Consider the following 17,252-nt stretch of genomic DNA (forward strand, 5'->3'; position numbering starts at 1 on the left):
TTTAATTCAGTCTAATTTATTGCCGCAGTTCGGACAAAACTTTGCATTTGCCCCCGAAAGATCAAATCCGCAATTCGGACAAAACTTATTAACCGCAACCGGTTTTTTAGTTCCGCAATTAGTGCAGAAATTGCCGGTATTATCTGTTCCGCATGTCGTACATTTCCATACGCCTGCATCTGATTGGGTTGGGTTATTTTGTGCCTGCTGTTCCCTCTGTTTTGCTCCTGCTTCAAATAGTGCGGCAGTATTGGCGCCGCCGGCTCCCATCGCCATACCCATACCCATAAATCCGTTCATGGCTCCGCCTTCGTTTGCGGCGGCAGATCTCATAGCATCCGCCTGAGCGCCGGACAGTGTTGCGGCAGCCATAAGAGGATCTCTGTATATGGCATCATTTTGAGCTCTCTTAATACGCTCGGCATCGTCGTCGGGAAGAGTTACGGAACCTATGGCAACACTTACAATGTCAAGACCTCTTAACTTAGACCACTTATCGGACAATATTTGATCCATGCTTTCTTCAAGTTCAGTGTTATGGGCAATTATTTCACTCGGTCTTATACCCATGGCTGAAAGCTTTGCGAAAGCCGGCTGTAAAGCGCTCACGAATTCCGTCTTAAGCTGACTTTCCAACTTATCTCTCGTAAAATCTTCTTCAATATTTCCGCATACATTTGTATAGAAGAGAATAGGATCTTCTATCTTGTATGAATATACACCTGAACATCGAAGAGACACATCTATGTCAAGATTAATGTTTTTATCCACAACTCTGAACGGTATTGGATTAGGAGTTCCGAACTTATTATCAACAAGCTCTTTTATGTTAAAGTAGTACACTCTCTGATCTACGCCCGTGTCTCCTCCGTATGTAAATCTCTTCCCTATCGTTTTGAAGGTTTCAAGAATTCCCTTTCCGAGTCCGCCGGAAAAGATTGTAGGAGCTTTAGTATTATCATATGTATATTCTCCCGGTTCGGCTGCAACCTCCACAACCTTACCCTGCTCAACAATCATCATACACTGACCGTCGGCGACAACAATTCCGCTTCCGTTGGAAATCACATTGTCGTGACCTCTTTTGTTTGACGAACGCTTACTTCCGCTGTGCTTTCCTCTCACTGCCAATACATTGTTGTCTAAGGCGTCACAGTAGAAAAATTCTTTCCACATGTCCGCCATAGTGCCGTTAAATGATCCAAGAGCCGCCTTAATTAGTCCCATGATTATACCTCCTAAACAATAGCCGTATCGTATATTTGAATATAGCTATTATATTACATAAAATAACATATTAATCGGGATATATCACTACCACAATAGTAGTATATATTCATATAATATTGAGTATTTTTAAAATGTTTTTGTTGCATTTATTTGATTATATATAAAAAAATATCTGCCTTGCAAATTAATTATATATTAAAATCCCGATTAATTTCGAGAATTGCATATATTATATTCTGCATATTTCATATGTCAAAAATATAATAATCCATAAAGCAAAAAGAAAGAAAAGTAATTATACCTTTCTTTCTTTCTTTTTATCTAATTGTGTATATAGATATTATTTATTTGCAGTTCTCTTCTTGTAAAGGATAACTGCAACAGAAGCTAAAGAAACAACTGAAATTCCGCTGTATAATAAAATATTGCTTGAATCTCCTGTTTTCGGTGAACTTACCGAAATTGTTCCTCCGTTATTACTATTATTATTGTTATTATTTAAAACAATCGGTTTTTCATTAGTTGTGTTAACTTTTCTGTACACATAAACTACATACTGATCTGTTTCTGTCACTTCTCCGTTACCGGGAGCGGATCCGGATTCCATTTTAACAAATTCATAACCGTTAAAGTTCTTTTTGTCTGTCGTATATCCTTCTCCTATCGGAGCATTTACTTTTACAGGCTTTTCCGCCTCAAGTTCTTGTCCGTCTTCCGTAATATATTTTACATATACATTTCCGATCTTCTGCTTTGGTGTTTCCTTAAATACCCAAGTTCCGACAAAGTGTTCATCTTTATTTTCGATTCTTCCTGTTTCTCTGTCGTAATCTTCAAACACCCACTCTCCGTCTTTCACCGCTACCGTAGTTTTTTCCGGAGGAGTAGGAGTTACATCTTCGCCATTCTTTTTATTCTCTTGATTTTTAGGTGTTAAGTCTTTTACTTCTTGCGGCAACTCTTTATTAGGCGTTCCCGATTTGTATTCATGAGTTACTTTGTAGAATTTTTCTTTAGGTGTTTCAGTTTGACCTTCTTCTCCGGGATCATCCGGGTTTTGCGGATCTTTTACCGTAACTTTGTTGATAACTTTACCGGCTGTAATATCATCCTCTGTTACTGTATATTCATAGTTTAATATCCAGTTTTCACCGACTTCCAGTTTATTATCATTTGTTTTTGATTCCGTGATATCCATCTTGGCAAAATCTACAAGGCTGTCTCTAATGTCAAGAGCATCATAAACTTCGTCACCTGTATTTGTTATGACTACTGTATAATGAAGAACATCTCCGACTTTTGAATATTTACTTTCTGCAACACTTTTTTCTACTGTTAATGATTGATTTAATTCTTCATAAACATATGTCAATTCTTTTATGGTATTTGTTTCTACAGATCCCTCTTCCTCTGTAATCTCTACAATTTGTCTTGAATCATCAGCTGCCGGAGCAGAAACTTCTTTAACTCCTCCTTCCGGATCAATTGCCTTAAACCTATATTTTTTACCGCCGAAAGGAATTATGTTTTCTTTTACATCAGCAGTGTTATATCTGGTTCCTTTATCTGCTTTTTGATATACAATGGCAGGATCTTTTATCTGCTCACCTTTGGTATTAACAAAAAACACTTTTAATCCACCCTTAGGTGCATAACGGTAAACAATATCTGTATCAGCCTTATTATTACTGTTTTTCATCCCTGATTCTAAACCGGCTATTTTATATTCTTTATTATTTTTTCTTATTGTATAATTTCCAACTGTAAAGAATGCATTTGTTAGTCCGTCAAGTGTCTGTACTTCACCGATTATTGTTTTTGTACCATCAGTCAAATCGCCTTCTTTTAATGTATATTCCCATCTTCCTGTACCGGTAACACCGTCTTGTGATTCATTATACGCTCCCGGGGCTATATCTTGAGAAACATACATAAGAAGATAGTTAGGATTTGTTTTATTGAACTCATCAAGCATTTGCTCACCTTGCAGATTAGAGTTCATAACAATATCTCGTAATCTTACTATATCCAGAAACTCTGCATTCATATTACTGTTGTTATAATTTTCTTCAAAATTTGGATGATCCGGATTTATAATAAGCATGGCAATCTTTTGGGTGCCATCTTCCTTTGTATTAATTTTAATTCTGGCTCTTTTATTACTGAATCTGTCGTCAATTACATAAGTTCCGGGAGTGACAGCATCTAATACTCCATCCTTTTTCTCAGGTTCCTCTACTAATTCGTAGTTTTCAAATTTTGCCGGACCGGCGGATGTAAAGTTAAATCCATATATTCCGCCGCTTTGAGTATATTGAGCAAGCAAGCTGTCATCTTCTTTTTTCAAGTACATGGTTCTTTGCTCAATTGGAGATCTCGGGACTACTCCTGACCAATTGTTTAATCGTAATCCGTTTTCAGTTCCTAATGACGAATACCTAATTGTACTCTTGGTTCCTCCACCCATGCCTGAGTCGATACCTATAAAATATGATGTTACATTTTTTCCTTCAACATCCATTGTTGCTTCATCAACTTTGACAGAGAAATTAAAAGCTGCAATATTTTTGCTTTTTATTTGTTGAAATTCTTTATTCTCTCCGGGTCTGATAACTAAACTTTCCACAACAGAACTATCATCTTTATTAACCAAGTCAGCGTATACGATTCCATCATAAGTTGAAAAATCTCTTGATAACCTAATATACCAATTTGTACCTGCTTGCTTGTTGAAAGAAAAATTATCACCATTTAGTTCTAAAATAAAAAATGTATATTTTCCCGAATTATCAACAACAAATCCATCCGGTATTTCTTGTTTTGCCTTGGTTATGCTGGCACTTTTTGTTGCCTCATCTTTATTTAGTACTTTTTCAATTTCTTCCCATTTATTATTTTCTTCAGCATGAACAACTGATGTCGTTGGAACTAATAATGATGAAAAAATCATTGTCACAGAGGCCATACCTGTCAATAATTTTTTTCTGGTTTTTCCGATATTTTTCAGCTTACTGTTTAAACTGTTTTTCAATTTTTCATTCCTTTCTTGAATTTAGTTAATCATTTTAATTAATGATAAATATACAATTACCACTGTATAAATCCAAAACTACATTAGAGGGGATTGGCGCTCCACCCCCTCTCATATGAAAAAAACGTCTTTTTCCACTTTAAAAACGAAAAAGGCGTAACAAAAACATTTAAATCAACTTTAGCTGTCTGTCTGTCTGTCTGTCTGTCTGTCTGTCTGTCTGTCTGTCTGTCTGTCTGTCTGTCTGTCTGTCTAATGATTTTATTTAACTTTTCTATGTTTGCAAATATATTTTTCATACAATCCCCCGTGATTAGTATAAAAAATACATCTTAATTTTACCAGTAATTTATAAATTTTCTTACTTTATTTAGTTTTTGTCGCATTTTTCTTAAAATGTTAAAATCTTTTTGGGTATTTTTTCGACATAATAAAACGGGTATATGTCTCCGAATAAAATTCATTAATCATACACCCGTTCGTAATATTAATTTTATATGCTTGCAACGGCAAAAGATGCTTTTGACGCTGTGAGCATTTTATTTATGCAATATTATATTTGCTTTTTTCGGCAAATATTTTATTTACCGAAAAACTTTTTCTTCTTTCTGCCTTTATCGTCTCTTTCTTTGCCCGTAAGTGCTTCGTCGTATGCGATAAGTGCTTCTTTCTGTTCATTTGTAAGTTTTGTAGGTACATCAATAATAAGCGTAATATACAAATCTCCGTATGACCTGTTATTTCTTACATTAGGCATACCCTTTCCTTTTAAACGGACTCTCTGTCCGGATACGCTTCCCGGCTTAACGTCATATAATATTTTGCCGTCAATGGTTTCCACCTCAACTTCGCCGCCGAGTACTGCCGTAGGGTATGAAATTGTTACTTCAGTGAACAGATCCTCTCCGTTTCTTCCGAATCGTGTTTTATTGACAACTCTTACACCTACAATAAGATCTCCTCTAGGTCCGCCGTTTTCTCCGGGATCGCCTTCTCCCGCCAGTCTTATGTACTGTCCGTCATCTATTCCCGCAGGAATGTCAACCTGAATTTTTCTCTTTCTGGAAATATATCCGTTGCCTCTGCATTTATCACATTTTTCTTTGATGATTTTACCTTTACCGTTACATTCCGGACATACGCCTACATTTCTAAGCATTCCGAGAACCGACTGCTGTGTATAAACCACCTGACCCGTGCCGCCGCAGTTGTTACATGTTTCCGGACTTGTTCCGGCCTTTGCGCCGGAACCGTGACAGGAATCACATTCCTCTTTATAGTTATATTCAACTTCCTTCTTTATGCCTTTATACGCCTCTGTTAAATCTATCCGTACATTGGCTTCAAGATCTCTGCCCTTTCGAGGTGCATTTCCACGCTCGGATCGTCTTCTGCCGCCTCCGAACATTCCGTCGAAAAAGCTTCCTCCTCCGCCGAAAAATTCGGAGAATATATCTCCCATATTACTGAAATCAAATCCGCCGGCGCCTGCACCGCCGTTTCCGTCAAATGCCGCATGACCGAACTGATCATATTGCTTTCTCTTTTCGGCATCGGAAAGAACCGAATACGCTTCAGATGCTTCTTTAAACTTACTTTCGGCTTCAGCATTATCAGGATTAGTATCAGGGTGATATTTCTTGGCTAACTTTCTGTAGGCACTTTTTATCTCACTCTCTGTGGCATTCCTGCTAACGCCAAGCACTTCATAATAATCTCTCTTTTCAGCCATCGCTAATCCTCATTTATGTTTACTCCACACAAGGGTCAATGTAATGAGACTAACCCTTACCTGACCCTTATGTGCTATATTTATATATTATCTGTGTAAAACGGTATTGATTAAACTTCCTTATAGTCTCCGTCAACCACATCGTCACCGTATGGGTTCTTACCGTCTTTGTTTCCGTTATCTGCCGCAGCACCGTCAGCCTGATTAGCCTGTGCCTGTGCATCTGCATAAAGTTTCTCGAAAACCTTCTGAGAACTTTCCACAAGCTTATCCTTGGCAGCCTTCATTTCATCCATCTGCTCGCTTGTAAGCTCGTCGTTGTCCTTTACCTTCTCAACTAAATCCTTGAGTGCCTTAATATCGGCTTCTACGGCTTCCTTATCGGCAGCATCAAGCTTATCACCGACTTCTGATAAAGCCTTTTCTGTCTGGAAAATCATGGAGTCGGCATCATTTCTGAGTTCAACGCCTTCTTTTTTCTTCTTGTCCGCTGCTTCAAACTGTGCAGCTTCCTTAACAGCCTTATCAATTTCTTCATCAGACATGTTTGATCCGCCTGTGATTGTAATATGCTGTTCCTTGCCTGTTCCCAAGTCTTTGGCTGATACGTTTACAATACCGTTTGCATCGATATCAAATGTAACCTCAATCTGTGGAACACCACGCTTTGCGGCAGGAATACCGTCAAGTCTGAACTGTCCGAGAGACTTGTTGTCCTTTGCGAATTCTCTTTCGCCCTGTACTACATTGATATCTACCGCAGACTGGTTATCTGCCGCAGTTGAGAATATCTGGCTCTTCTTTGTAGGAATTGTTGTATTTCTCTCAATCATGTGAGTTGCGATACCGCCCATTGTTTCAATGGAAAGTGTAAGAGGAGTTACGTCAAGAAGAAGTACGTCACCGGCACCTGCGTCACCGGCAAGTTTACCTGCCTGAACCGAAGCACCGAGTGCAACACACTCATCAGGGTTAAGGCTCTTGTTAGGCTCTTTGCCTGTAAGCTGTTTTACCTTTTCCTGTACCGCAGGAATTCTTGTAGATCCTCCGACGAGAAGAACCTTACCTAATTCACTTGCCGATACGCCTGCATCACTGAGAGCATTCTTAACAGGCTCTGCAGTTTTTTCAACAAGGTCAGCCGTAATCTCATCAAACTTAGCTCTTGTAAGCTCCATTTCAAAATGCTTAGGACCTTCTGCTGTTGCCGTAATGTAAGGAAGGTTGATTGTTGTCTTGCCGGCACTTGAAAGTTCCTTCTTAGCCTGCTCTGCAGCAACATTGATTCTCTGAAGAGCCATTGTATCCTTGCTTAAGTCAATGCCTTCCTTATTCTTAAAGTCTTCGATCATATAATCCATAAGCTTCTTGTCAAAGTCATCTCCGCCTAAGTGATTGTTACCGGATGTTGCAAGAACTTCGATTACACCGTCGCCGATTTCGATAAGAGAAACGTCGAATGTACCGCCGCCGAGGTCGTAAACCATAATCTTCTGCTCACCTTCGTTGTCAAGTCCGTATGCAAGAGCTGCCGCAGTAGGCTCGTTGATGATACGCTTAACATCAAGACCTGCGATTCTTCCCGCATCCTTTGTTGCCTGACGCTGAGCATCGTTAAAGTAAGCAGGAACCGTAATAACGGCTTCTGTTACAGGTTCGCCTAAATAACTTTCGGCATCAGCCTTAAGCTTCTGAAGGATCATGGCTGAAATTTCCTGAGGTGTGTATTCCTTGCCGTCAATCGATACTTTGTAATCTGTTCCCATGTGACGCTTAATTGAAGAAATTGTTCTTTCTGCGTTTGTAACAGCCTGACGCTTTGCAGGCTCACCCACAAGTCTTTCACCGCTCTTTGTAAATGCAACCACTGAAGGAGTTGTTCTCTGTCCTTCCGAGTTTGCGATAACAACAGGCTTACCGCCTTCCATAACTGCTACACAAGAGTTTGTTGTTCCTAAGTCAATACCAATAATCTTACCCATAATATATATCTCCTTAAACTAAGTTCTTATTTTTAAATGTTTATCACAAATGGTTGCCTTCAGACGTTTCCATCCGTCGAAAACAAACCTTTTCGTTAAAGATGTTTTATCAGTTTGCAACTATAACCATACTGTGTCTTATAACCGTATCTTTATATTTGTATCCCTTTTCAAATTCTTCAACTACGATATTTTCGCCCACATCATCTTTTTCAACATGCTGTACGGCGTTATGAAGTTCGGGATCAAACTCCTTGCCGATGGCTTCGATAGGAGTGACTTTTAATTCATCAAACATTTTCATCATCTGCTTGTAAACCATCTCCATTCCGGTTGCAAATCCCGTCTTCTCCTCGCCTTCAGGCAATGTTTTAAACCCTCTTTCAAAGTTGTCTACAATCGGCAAAAGTTTTTTGACAACATCTATCGCTCCGAAATCAAACATATCCGCTTTCTCTCTTTCGGTTCGCTTTCTGAAGTTGTCAAATTCCGCCATCTGACGTTTTACCTGATCTTCGAGAGAAACTATTGTAGCTTCCTGCTGCTGCATTTTTGTAATTATGTCTTCGGCAGCCTGCTCAATACCTACTCCCTCTTCAGGTATAACGTCTTCTTTATCGGCTTCTTCCGCGGCAGCGGCTGCTGCTTTGGCTCCTGCTTCTACGTCTTCGCCGAGAATATCTTCTGACTTCTTATCTTCTTTCTTACCCACAATCAAATCCTCCGAAATATTAATTCTTATTCAATCTATTTATCAAATAAATCGTCAAGCCTGAGTCTTATATTGTTCAATGTTTCAAGAACCATTTCATAGTCCATTCTTTTCGGTCCTATTATACCTATCGTTCCCTTAACTCCGTTGCTCAAATCATAGGTCGCTGTAATAATACTGCAATCTTTCATGGCTTCGATAGATGTTTCCTTGCCTATGTATACCTTTATTCCCGTACCGTCGCTGTTGTTATTCATAAAATCCGAAAGTGCATGTTTCTTTTCAAATGTTGTTATAAGCTCTCTCGCCGTATCGGATACCGACAATTCCGGATAACGGAATATATTTGTCGTACCTGAAGTATACATATGAACATCGTCCGTATTATGTATAGTATCAACTATAATGGAATACATGTCGCAAAGAATCTTATCCCGTGAATTATCGCTTTCTCCAAGTAATTGAATCTGTTTTTCAAGTTCTTTGGTTGTAAGCCCGGCAATTGATGTATTGATCATAATGTTCAAATTGCTTATTGCTTCGTTTGTTATGTCGTTATCAAGCAGAAAAACTTTATTCCTTATATAATTACCTTCCAAAACAACCACAACAAGAATTTTGTTCTCTTCTAATTTTGAAAGCTGAATAAATTTAATCCTGTTTCCGTCTCCGTAAGACGACATAACCACTGTTGCGTAATTAGTGTTTTCAGCAAGCATGCCTGCCAAATTCTGCATAACATCATCAACCTGTCCGTTGCTGTTAAGCATCTTTCTCAGATCGTCTATCTCATCCTGTTTAGCCTTAATCTGCCGTTCTTTCTTATTAACCTCAATCTTATGACTGTTAAGCAGTGACTCCACATAAAATCGATAACCTTCATCCGTCGGGATCCTGCCTGCTGATGTATGAGGCTGAACTATTAATCCCATTTCCTCAAGATCGGCCATCTCATTTCTAATTGTTGCCGAGCTAAGCGACAAGTCAGAAGATTTGGAAATCGTTCTCGAACCGACCGGCTCTCCCGTTTCAAGATAATTCTCAATAAGGGCATTCAATATCTTTTTCTTGCGCTCATCCAGCTCCACTTATGAATCACTCCTTTCCTGATTTCTTTGTTAGCACTCATATTATTGGAGTGCTAATATCTTTATGTGAAATATTAGCACTATCAATATTTGATGTCAACAGGAAAATATAAAAAAACACAGGCTTAAGAAATGTTTTACATCTCACCTGTGTTTTTTATTCTTTGTTAATAATTATAATAATGTTTCGAGAGTTGTTCTTATTGCTTTAATAAATTCCTCTGATTCAAGAGTTTCTTTATTTTCCAATGTCGAAATTCTTGATAAATCTCCCGTCATCTTGCCTGATTCAATGGTGTCGATGCAAGCCTTTTCAAGTTTATCGGCAAACACGACAAGTTCTTCGTTGTTATCAAGCTGACCTCTTTTTCTTAGGGCTCCGCTCCACGCAAATATGGTTGCAATCGGATTGGTTGATGTTTTCTCACCCTTCTTATATTTATAATAATGCCTTTGCACCGTTCCGTGAGCGGCTTCATATTCAAAATTTCCGTCCGGCGATACAAGAACGGATGTCATCATCGAAAGAGAACCGAATGCGGAAGCAACCATGTCACTCATTACATCACCGTCGTAATTCTTACATGCCCAGATATATCCGCCTTCCGATCTCATAACTCTTGCAACCGCATCGTCAATAAGTGTATAGAAATATTCAATTCCTGCTTCCGCAAACTTTCCTTTGTATTCCGCCTCAAAAATTTCACCGAATATATCCTTAAATGTATGGTCATATTTTTTTGAAATTGTATCCTTCGTTGCAAACCATAAATCCTGTTTTGTCTCTAAAGCAAAGTTAAAACAGCTTCTTGCAAAACTTTCGATGGATTTATCAAGGTTGTGCATTCCCTGAACGATACCCGCGCCGTCAAATTCGTGAATCAATTCTCTCTTTTCGGAGCCGTCATTTCCCGTAAACACGATTTCTGCTTTACCCGGTCCGTCAATAACCATTTCAGACGCCTTATATACATCGCCGTATGCATGTCTTGCAATGGTGATAGGCTTTTTCCATGTTCTCACATACGGTTCAATGCCTTTTACGATGATAGGAGCTCTGAACACCGTACCGTCAAGAATAGCCCTTATTGTACCGTTCGGGCTTTTATAAAGAGCCTTTAAATTATACTCTTCCTGTCTGGCTGCATTTGGTGTAATGGTTGCACATTTAACCGCAACGCCGTATTTCTTTGTTGCAAGAGCCGACTCTCTTGTAACTTCATCATTGGTTTCATCTCTGTGTACAAGTCCGAGATCATAATATTCGGTCTTTAATTCAACAAAAGGCAATAAAAGTTCATCTTTAATCATTTGCCATAATACTCTTGTCATTTCATCTCCGTCCATTTCGACAAGAGGAGTTGTCATTTTAATCTTTTCCATATATATCTCTTTTCTCAAAAATTATCAGTTTTTAGATTATTTAAAGTACTTAACGCCTGATTCGAATATCTTCATATCCTGTTCGCCGAAAATGTTAACGGCAACGGACTTTCCGATTCTCTCAGGATGAGCCATCTTACCGAATACTCTTCCGTCTCTGCTTGTAATACCCTCTATGGCGGCAACGGAACCGTTAATATTGATTGATTCATCCATTGAGATGTTTCCGTCGGCATCACAATATCTTGTAGCTACCTGTCCGTTTGCAAATAATTCTTTTGCAACTTCAATACTTGCATAAAAACGACCTTCACCGTGTGAAACCGGCTGAGCGTAAACTCCTCCGAGTTCGGCTCCCGCAAGCCATGGGCTCTTATCGGAAACTACTCTTGTATATACATGTTTTGCTATATGCCTGTCTATTGTATTAAATGTAAGAGTCGGAGCATTGACATCCTGTCCCGTAATCTTTCCGTTCGGAACAAGTCCAAGCTTAATAAGAGCCTGAAAACCGTTACAGATGCCGAGAGCAAGTCCGTCTCTTTCGTTGAGAAGCTTATTTACCGCTTCTGACATTTTCTCGTTTCTGAATGCCGTAGCAAAGAATTTTGCTGAGCCTTCCGGTTCGTCGCCCGCCGAGAATCCTCCCGGGAACATAATGATTTGGGCATTGTTAATGGCATTCGTAAATGTATCCACAGACTCCCTGATATCGTCAGCCGTAAGATTCTTAAATACCTTTACATCTGTTTCCGCACCGGCAAGTTCAAATGCTCTTGCAGTATCATATTCGCAATTCGTGCCCGGGAATACAGGAATAAATACTCTTGGTTTAGCCACTTTATTCTTACATATATATATTTCTTTTTCAGAATAATCATCGGCATTGATATTCTCGGAAATCTCAATTCCGGACTTCGTAGGATAAACGTCCTCAAGCGTACCTTCCCACGCTGCCTTTACTTCATCTAACTTAAGAATTTCTTCTTTATATTTAATTACCGGTTCGTCGATTACCTTTCCGAGGATTACTCTGTCATTGTTACCGATTCTGTAAAATTCCTTTTCTCTGTCTGCAGGAATTTCAACCACAAAGTCTGCATATGACGGAGCAAATATATTGGCATATGAAACGTCGTCATTTAATTCAACACCCAATCCGCTGCCGAATGCCATCTTGGAAATTGCTGCCGAAATACCCTGTCTGTCAGCAACATATGCAGAAACTATCGTACCGTTTCGCATCATTCTGTAAATGTCATTGTACAGCAGAGCTACTCTCTCATATACAGGTAAATCATAGTCATCCTTCTTAATGTACAGCTTAACAAGAAGGTTGCCGGCCTGTTTTAATTCAGGAGTAACAACTTCGTCTTCTTTTCCTACCGCAACAGCAAACGAACAAAGAGTAGGAGGAACATCTATATCTTCAAATGTTCCCGACATACTGTCTTTTCCTCCGATAGCCGCTACCTTAAGTCCGTTCTGCACACTGTACGCTCCGAGAAGAGCAGCCGTAGGAAGTCCCCAACGTTCGGGATCATCCGTCATTTTACCGAAATATTCCTGTAACGATAAATGAGCTTTTCTGTAGTCTGCTCCGTTTGCAACAATCTTTGAAAGAGATTCAAGTATCGCATATATTGAACCGTGAAGCGGACTCCAGCTTGAAAGATATGGGTCATAGCCGTAACTCATATATGTTATCGCATCGGTTGATCCTTCCAATACGGGTACTTTGCTTATCATTGTCTGCATTTCCGTAGACATATATTTTCCGCCGTAAGGCATGGTAACGGTACCCGCTCCGATTGAAGAATCGAACATCTCAACAAGACCTCTCTGAGAGCAGTTGTTAAGATCCGATACAGTTTTAATCCACTGTTCTTTAAATGATGTAACTTCAGGAGCAACAAAACCTTCGCCGTATGTAACAGGTTCGCTCGGAGAATTGATTGCGGCAGTCGTCTTCTGGTGAGCGCCGTTTGTATCAAGAAATTCTCGTGAAATATCAACGATAACCTTGTCTCTCCACTTCATAACAAGTCGCTTCTCCTTTGTCACTTCGGCAATAGGAGTTGCCTCAAGGTTTTCCTCGGCTGCATATGCCAGAAATGCGTCAACATCGTTCTTGTCAAGAACCACCGCCATTCTCTCCTGTGATTCAGATATGGCAAGTTCCGTTCCGTCAAGACCTTCATACTTCTTTGTTACCTTATCGAGATCTATCAGGAGACCGTCCGCAAGTTCTCCTACGGCAACAGATACTCCGCCTGCACCGAAGTCGTTACATTTTCTTATAAGCTTCGTTACTTCCGGTCTTCTGAACAATCTCTGGATTTTTCTCTCCGTAGGCGCATTACCCTTCTGTACTTCAGCCCCGCATTCATCAATGGAATCGTTTGTATGAGCTTTTGAAGATCCTGTTGCTCCTCCTATTCCGTCACGGCCTGTTCTTCCTCCGAGCAATACAATAATATTTCCGGGATCCGAAGTTTCTCTTATAACATTCTCTCTCTTCGCCGCACCGAGAACCGCACCTAATTCCATGTGCTTTGCGACAAAGTCCGGATGATAAATCTCTTTAACAAGACCCGTTGCAAGACCTATCTGGTTTCCGTATGAACTGTAACCGTGAGCCGCTTCCGTTACAATCTTTCTCTGCGGAAGCTTTCCGCTTAAAGTATCCTCAACGCTTGTTCTCGGATCTGCCGCTCCGGTAATTCTCATGGCCTGATATACATAGGTTCTGCCTGATAAAGGATCTCTTATCGCACCGCCGAGACATGTTGCCGCGCCTCCGAAAGGTTCAATCTCCGTAGGATGATTGTGAGTCTCGTTTTTAAAGTTTATAAGCCACTCTTCTTCCTTACCGTCTACGGTGATCGGCGCAATTATTGAGCATGCATTGATTTCATCGGTCTTTTCCTGGTCGGTAAGAATTCCTTCCGCAGTCTGCTTTCTTGCCGCGAGGGTAGCCATATCCATCAATGAAACATACTTGCCCTTCTTCTCGCCGCTTATTTTGTTGTGATCTCTTGTATATTCACGAAGAATTCTCTCAATAGATGACTTATAATATCCTTCGTTAACGGTAATTTTTTTAAGTTCCGTGGCAAATGTCGTATGTCTGCAGTGATCCGACCAATATGTATCAAGAACCCTGATTTCCGTAATTGAAGGATCTCTCCTCTCCTTAGTCAGGAAATATCCCTGTATAAGCTTAAAATCGGCAAATGTCATGGCAAGAGAAAGTTCATTATACTTTTCTTCCAGCTGTGTGCGGTTAAGTCCCGTAAATCCTTCCAGTATTTCGACATCTTCTGGAGTCGCATATGACATTTCGAGAGTATCACATAATTTCTCATCCGCAACTCTCTGATCTATAGGATTAACAAGTATGTTTTTAATCTTATTTTTATCATCATCTGTAAGATTACCGCTTATTACATATGTAGAAGCACATTTGACAATAACATCGGATTCGCCGAGAAGAGCAATACACTGTTCTGCAGAGTCGGCTCTTTGATCGAACTGTCCCGGTAAGTATTCTACGCTTATAACAAAGTCATTATCTGATACTTCCAATTTATCCTTATAATAATTATCAAGAGGAGGCTCGGAAAATACACCGTTAACGGCTCTTTCAAATATGTCGTCGGATATATTTTCAACATCGTATCTGACCGCTACTCTTACATCAGAAACATTTGTAAGCCCTAAATAATTCTTAATTTCTGAAGCAAGCTTTTCGGCTTCTACAGCAAATTCTTTCTTTTTTTCAACATAAAGTCTTCTTACGCTACCCATCGTATGTTCTCCTTACAGATTATTAAAACTTTTTTTATTCTAACATAATAGTGATGTTATATGAAATAAAATATGGCTTTTAAATCGGACAATAAACATATTTTTAAGTAATTTATCCTGTATAAAGTTATAAATATTCTATTATATCCAATATTTCCTCCGGCTTTTCCACCTTTGCGTCATAATTGTCGGTATGTCCGAATCCGTATGAAGCAAAAATAAAAGGCGCATTTACGAATGCCGCTGATTTTGAGTCACCGTCGGTATCACCGATATATATCGGCTTCGTTATTCCGTTTCTTTCAATAATGAGTTTATTGTTTTCTCCCTTTGATAACCTTGTGTCACCCCAACATAATTTATCCGTTATCCTGTCTTCAAAATTATGAGCGTGAAGAAATGCTTCTATATATCCGGACTGGCAATTACTGACGATAAAAATCGGAACATTTTCGGAAGTTTCGTTTATTACTTTCTCTATTCCGTCGAAAAGCTTTGCTCCCCTTTCTCTTAAGTAATCATTTTCAAATATTCCCATTTCATCCATTAAATTATTCCTGTCCTTTTCCGGCATATCAGGAAACAGTTTAGCCGCTATGGAGTACATCGGTAACCCCATACACCCATGTAATTCTTCTTTTGTAATGGGAGGTCTGTCCACTCCTCCCTTTATTTTTATCAATTCATTCCAAGCATCGGCAATCTCCGATGTTGAATCCCATAGAGTTCCGTCCAAATCGAATAATATTCCGTTTGTTTTTAATATTGACATTTTTCCTTACCTGCTTTAATATTGTACTTGCTTTACTAATGTAAAGTATATTTACCGATTATGCAACTTTATAATATTTTGCATTCGTAACTTTTATATCCGCCATATATAATAATATATATACGGTTATATTTTGCTACTGTGGCTTAGTTGGTAGAGCAGCTGATTCGTAATCAGCAGGTCACCGGTTCGAGTCCGGTCAGTAGCTTTTTTATTACGGCGCAGAACGGCTTAGCGTGACATAAATGCAGTATTTATGCCATGTTGAGCCGTTTTTATATTTTTAAAATTACTGTATTACGGCATAATATTACATAAAAATTTTCCCATAACTCTCCCATTTTTTCCCTTAAAAACAAAAAAGCAACCCTTTTAATCGGGCTGTTTTGTTTTGTAAAAAACGGAATTGTATATAACCGCTTTTTATTGCTTTCATTCAAAATGCGTTATATTATTATACAGGATTATATTATTTATTTAAGAAAGGGGAATAAATGGATAAAAGAAATATTAGGGGCTTATTCATGGTTTTTATAAGCTTCATTATTAATCTTATCGGCGGTGTTATCAACATGTTTGTATCCGGTAATATCGGAGGTCTTATATTTTCCGCCATTGTAATCATTGCTTCCATCGGTCTTTCAATATACGGATTATCTCAGATTACCGGATATAGCGATCACTTCAGAAAAGCAAGAACCGTAGCATATATTTATACGGGTGCGGAGCTGGCAACACTTATAGGAACGGCAATAATATCCGCAAATGTTTCTCATGCGATGCATACGTATAGTATCTCCGGCTACATAGAAGGTTATTATTCAATTGCCATATATACTATTATATTCTCTGTCATAAATGCTGCTCTTAACATTTTCTACATTACGGAAATACTCAGCGGCTGTATGGATATTGCAAAAGAAAACAATGCTCCTATAACATATGCGGGAATTTTTGGTTTAAGAAGATGGTATACAATCTCACTTACCGTTACGGTTGCCTGTCAGGTATTGATTTTAATAATTTATCTTTCATCTTTGTCAAGCACCTTTTCTAATTATATTGTATACGGACAGTCTTCAAATCCTGTCGCTGCCGGATTTACGGTATTTTTGGCAGTAATTGAAATCATTGCAGCCATAATTTATATTGTATCTTATATAAGAGTACTTATGACTGTTTACAAAACATACAGCAGTAATTTTTCAGACAGACTGTCTTAATTTAAAATAATATGCTAAATAAAAAGCGATACGGTTTGAGGTGACCCCTCAAACCGTATCGCTTTTTATTTACTGAATAATGATTTTATTAAATATTTAAACACGCTTTACAAAGCATCAACGCACTATTCTCCACTGCTGTGCCGCATTGCCTTTAGAGTAGAACCAGAGCCATACATTTGCTCCGTTATTCATGCTTGCACCGCATACATCCATTACACAATATCCGGAAGCATGTTTAAATACCAAATTATTTGTACCTTTTACTCTGTATATCTGCCATTGCTGA

General features: G+C 38.9%; 12 protein-coding genes and 1 tRNA gene. 2 read left to right on the plus strand and 11 right to left on the minus strand.

Translation table 11 applies throughout. The features are described from left to right. Positions 1 to 6: 6 nt before the first annotated feature. The 10 genes from ACYQ1N_RS04760 to ACYQ1N_RS04805 all read right to left on the minus strand — a co-directional run bounded on the left by ACYQ1N_RS04760 (position 7) and on the right by ACYQ1N_RS04805 (position 15,740). Positions 7 to 1,227, minus strand: a complete 1,221-nt coding sequence (locus ACYQ1N_RS04760; RefSeq protein ID WP_459833385.1) for an SPFH domain-containing protein — start codon at positions 1,225 to 1,227, stop codon at positions 7 to 9. Positions 1,228 to 1,570: 343 nt separating this feature from the next. Then, complete coding sequence (locus tag ACYQ1N_RS04765) at positions 1,571 to 4,261, minus strand: SHIRT domain-containing protein (RefSeq protein ID WP_459833387.1); 2,691 nt, start codon at positions 4,259 to 4,261, stop codon at positions 1,571 to 1,573. An 83-nt stretch (positions 4,262 to 4,344) separates the two neighbouring features. Further along, entirely contained in the window at positions 4,345 to 4,560 is a 216-nt protein-coding gene (locus tag ACYQ1N_RS04770; RefSeq protein ID WP_459833390.1) for a hypothetical protein, read from the minus strand. Between the two features lie 281 nt (positions 4,561 to 4,841). Then, positions 4,842 to 5,993, minus strand: coding sequence for a molecular chaperone DnaJ (gene dnaJ / locus ACYQ1N_RS04775; protein WP_459833392.1), 1,152 nt, complete (start codon positions 5,991 to 5,993; stop codon positions 4,842 to 4,844). A gap of 110 nt (positions 5,994 to 6,103) precedes the next feature. Beyond that, positions 6,104 to 7,975 carry a molecular chaperone DnaK gene (dnaK, locus tag ACYQ1N_RS04780; RefSeq protein ID WP_459833395.1) on the minus strand — a complete coding sequence of 624 codons (1,872 nt, stop codon included), beginning with the start codon at positions 7,973 to 7,975 and terminating at the stop codon, positions 6,104 to 6,106. A 109-nt stretch (positions 7,976 to 8,084) separates the two neighbouring features. Beyond that, entirely contained in the window at positions 8,085 to 8,687 is a 603-nt protein-coding gene (gene grpE, locus ACYQ1N_RS04785) for a nucleotide exchange factor GrpE (protein WP_459833397.1), read from the minus strand. A gap of 35 nt (positions 8,688 to 8,722) precedes the next feature. Next, positions 8,723 to 9,775, minus strand: coding sequence for a heat-inducible transcriptional repressor HrcA (gene hrcA, locus ACYQ1N_RS04790; protein WP_459833400.1), 1,053 nt, complete (start codon positions 9,773 to 9,775; stop codon positions 8,723 to 8,725). 174 nt (positions 9,776 to 9,949) lie between these two features. Then, positions 9,950 to 11,158: an NADP-dependent isocitrate dehydrogenase gene (locus tag ACYQ1N_RS04795; RefSeq protein ID WP_459833403.1), complete on the minus strand. Its 1,209-nt coding sequence runs from the start codon at positions 11,156 to 11,158 to the stop codon at positions 9,950 to 9,952. A gap of 36 nt (positions 11,159 to 11,194) precedes the next feature. Continuing rightward, positions 11,195 to 14,968: a phosphoribosylformylglycinamidine synthase gene (locus ACYQ1N_RS04800; RefSeq protein WP_459833406.1), complete on the minus strand. Its 3,774-nt coding sequence runs from the start codon at positions 14,966 to 14,968 to the stop codon at positions 11,195 to 11,197. A 127-nt stretch (positions 14,969 to 15,095) separates the two neighbouring features. Further along, positions 15,096 to 15,740, minus strand: coding sequence for an HAD family hydrolase (locus ACYQ1N_RS04805; protein ID WP_459833407.1), 645 nt, complete (start codon positions 15,738 to 15,740; stop codon positions 15,096 to 15,098). Between the two features lie 135 nt (positions 15,741 to 15,875). Between ACYQ1N_RS04805 and ACYQ1N_RS04810 the strand changes: the two genes are divergently transcribed. Continuing rightward, positions 15,876 to 15,948, plus strand: a tRNA-Thr gene (locus ACYQ1N_RS04810). 286 nt (positions 15,949 to 16,234) lie between these two features. Continuing rightward, positions 16,235 to 16,963, plus strand: a complete 729-nt coding sequence (locus tag ACYQ1N_RS04815) for a hypothetical protein (RefSeq protein WP_459833410.1) — start codon at positions 16,235 to 16,237, stop codon at positions 16,961 to 16,963. Between the two features lie 117 nt (positions 16,964 to 17,080). Here ACYQ1N_RS04815 and ACYQ1N_RS04820 read toward each other — a convergent pair whose 3' ends face one another. Then, positions 17,081 to 17,239 (minus strand): RICIN domain-containing protein, encoded by a 159-nt coding sequence (locus ACYQ1N_RS04820; RefSeq protein ID WP_459833415.1) that lies wholly within the window; start codon positions 17,237 to 17,239, stop codon positions 17,081 to 17,083. Positions 17,240 to 17,252 lie beyond the last annotated feature (13 nt).

It is taken from the genome of Howardella ureilytica, assembly GCF_054657495.1.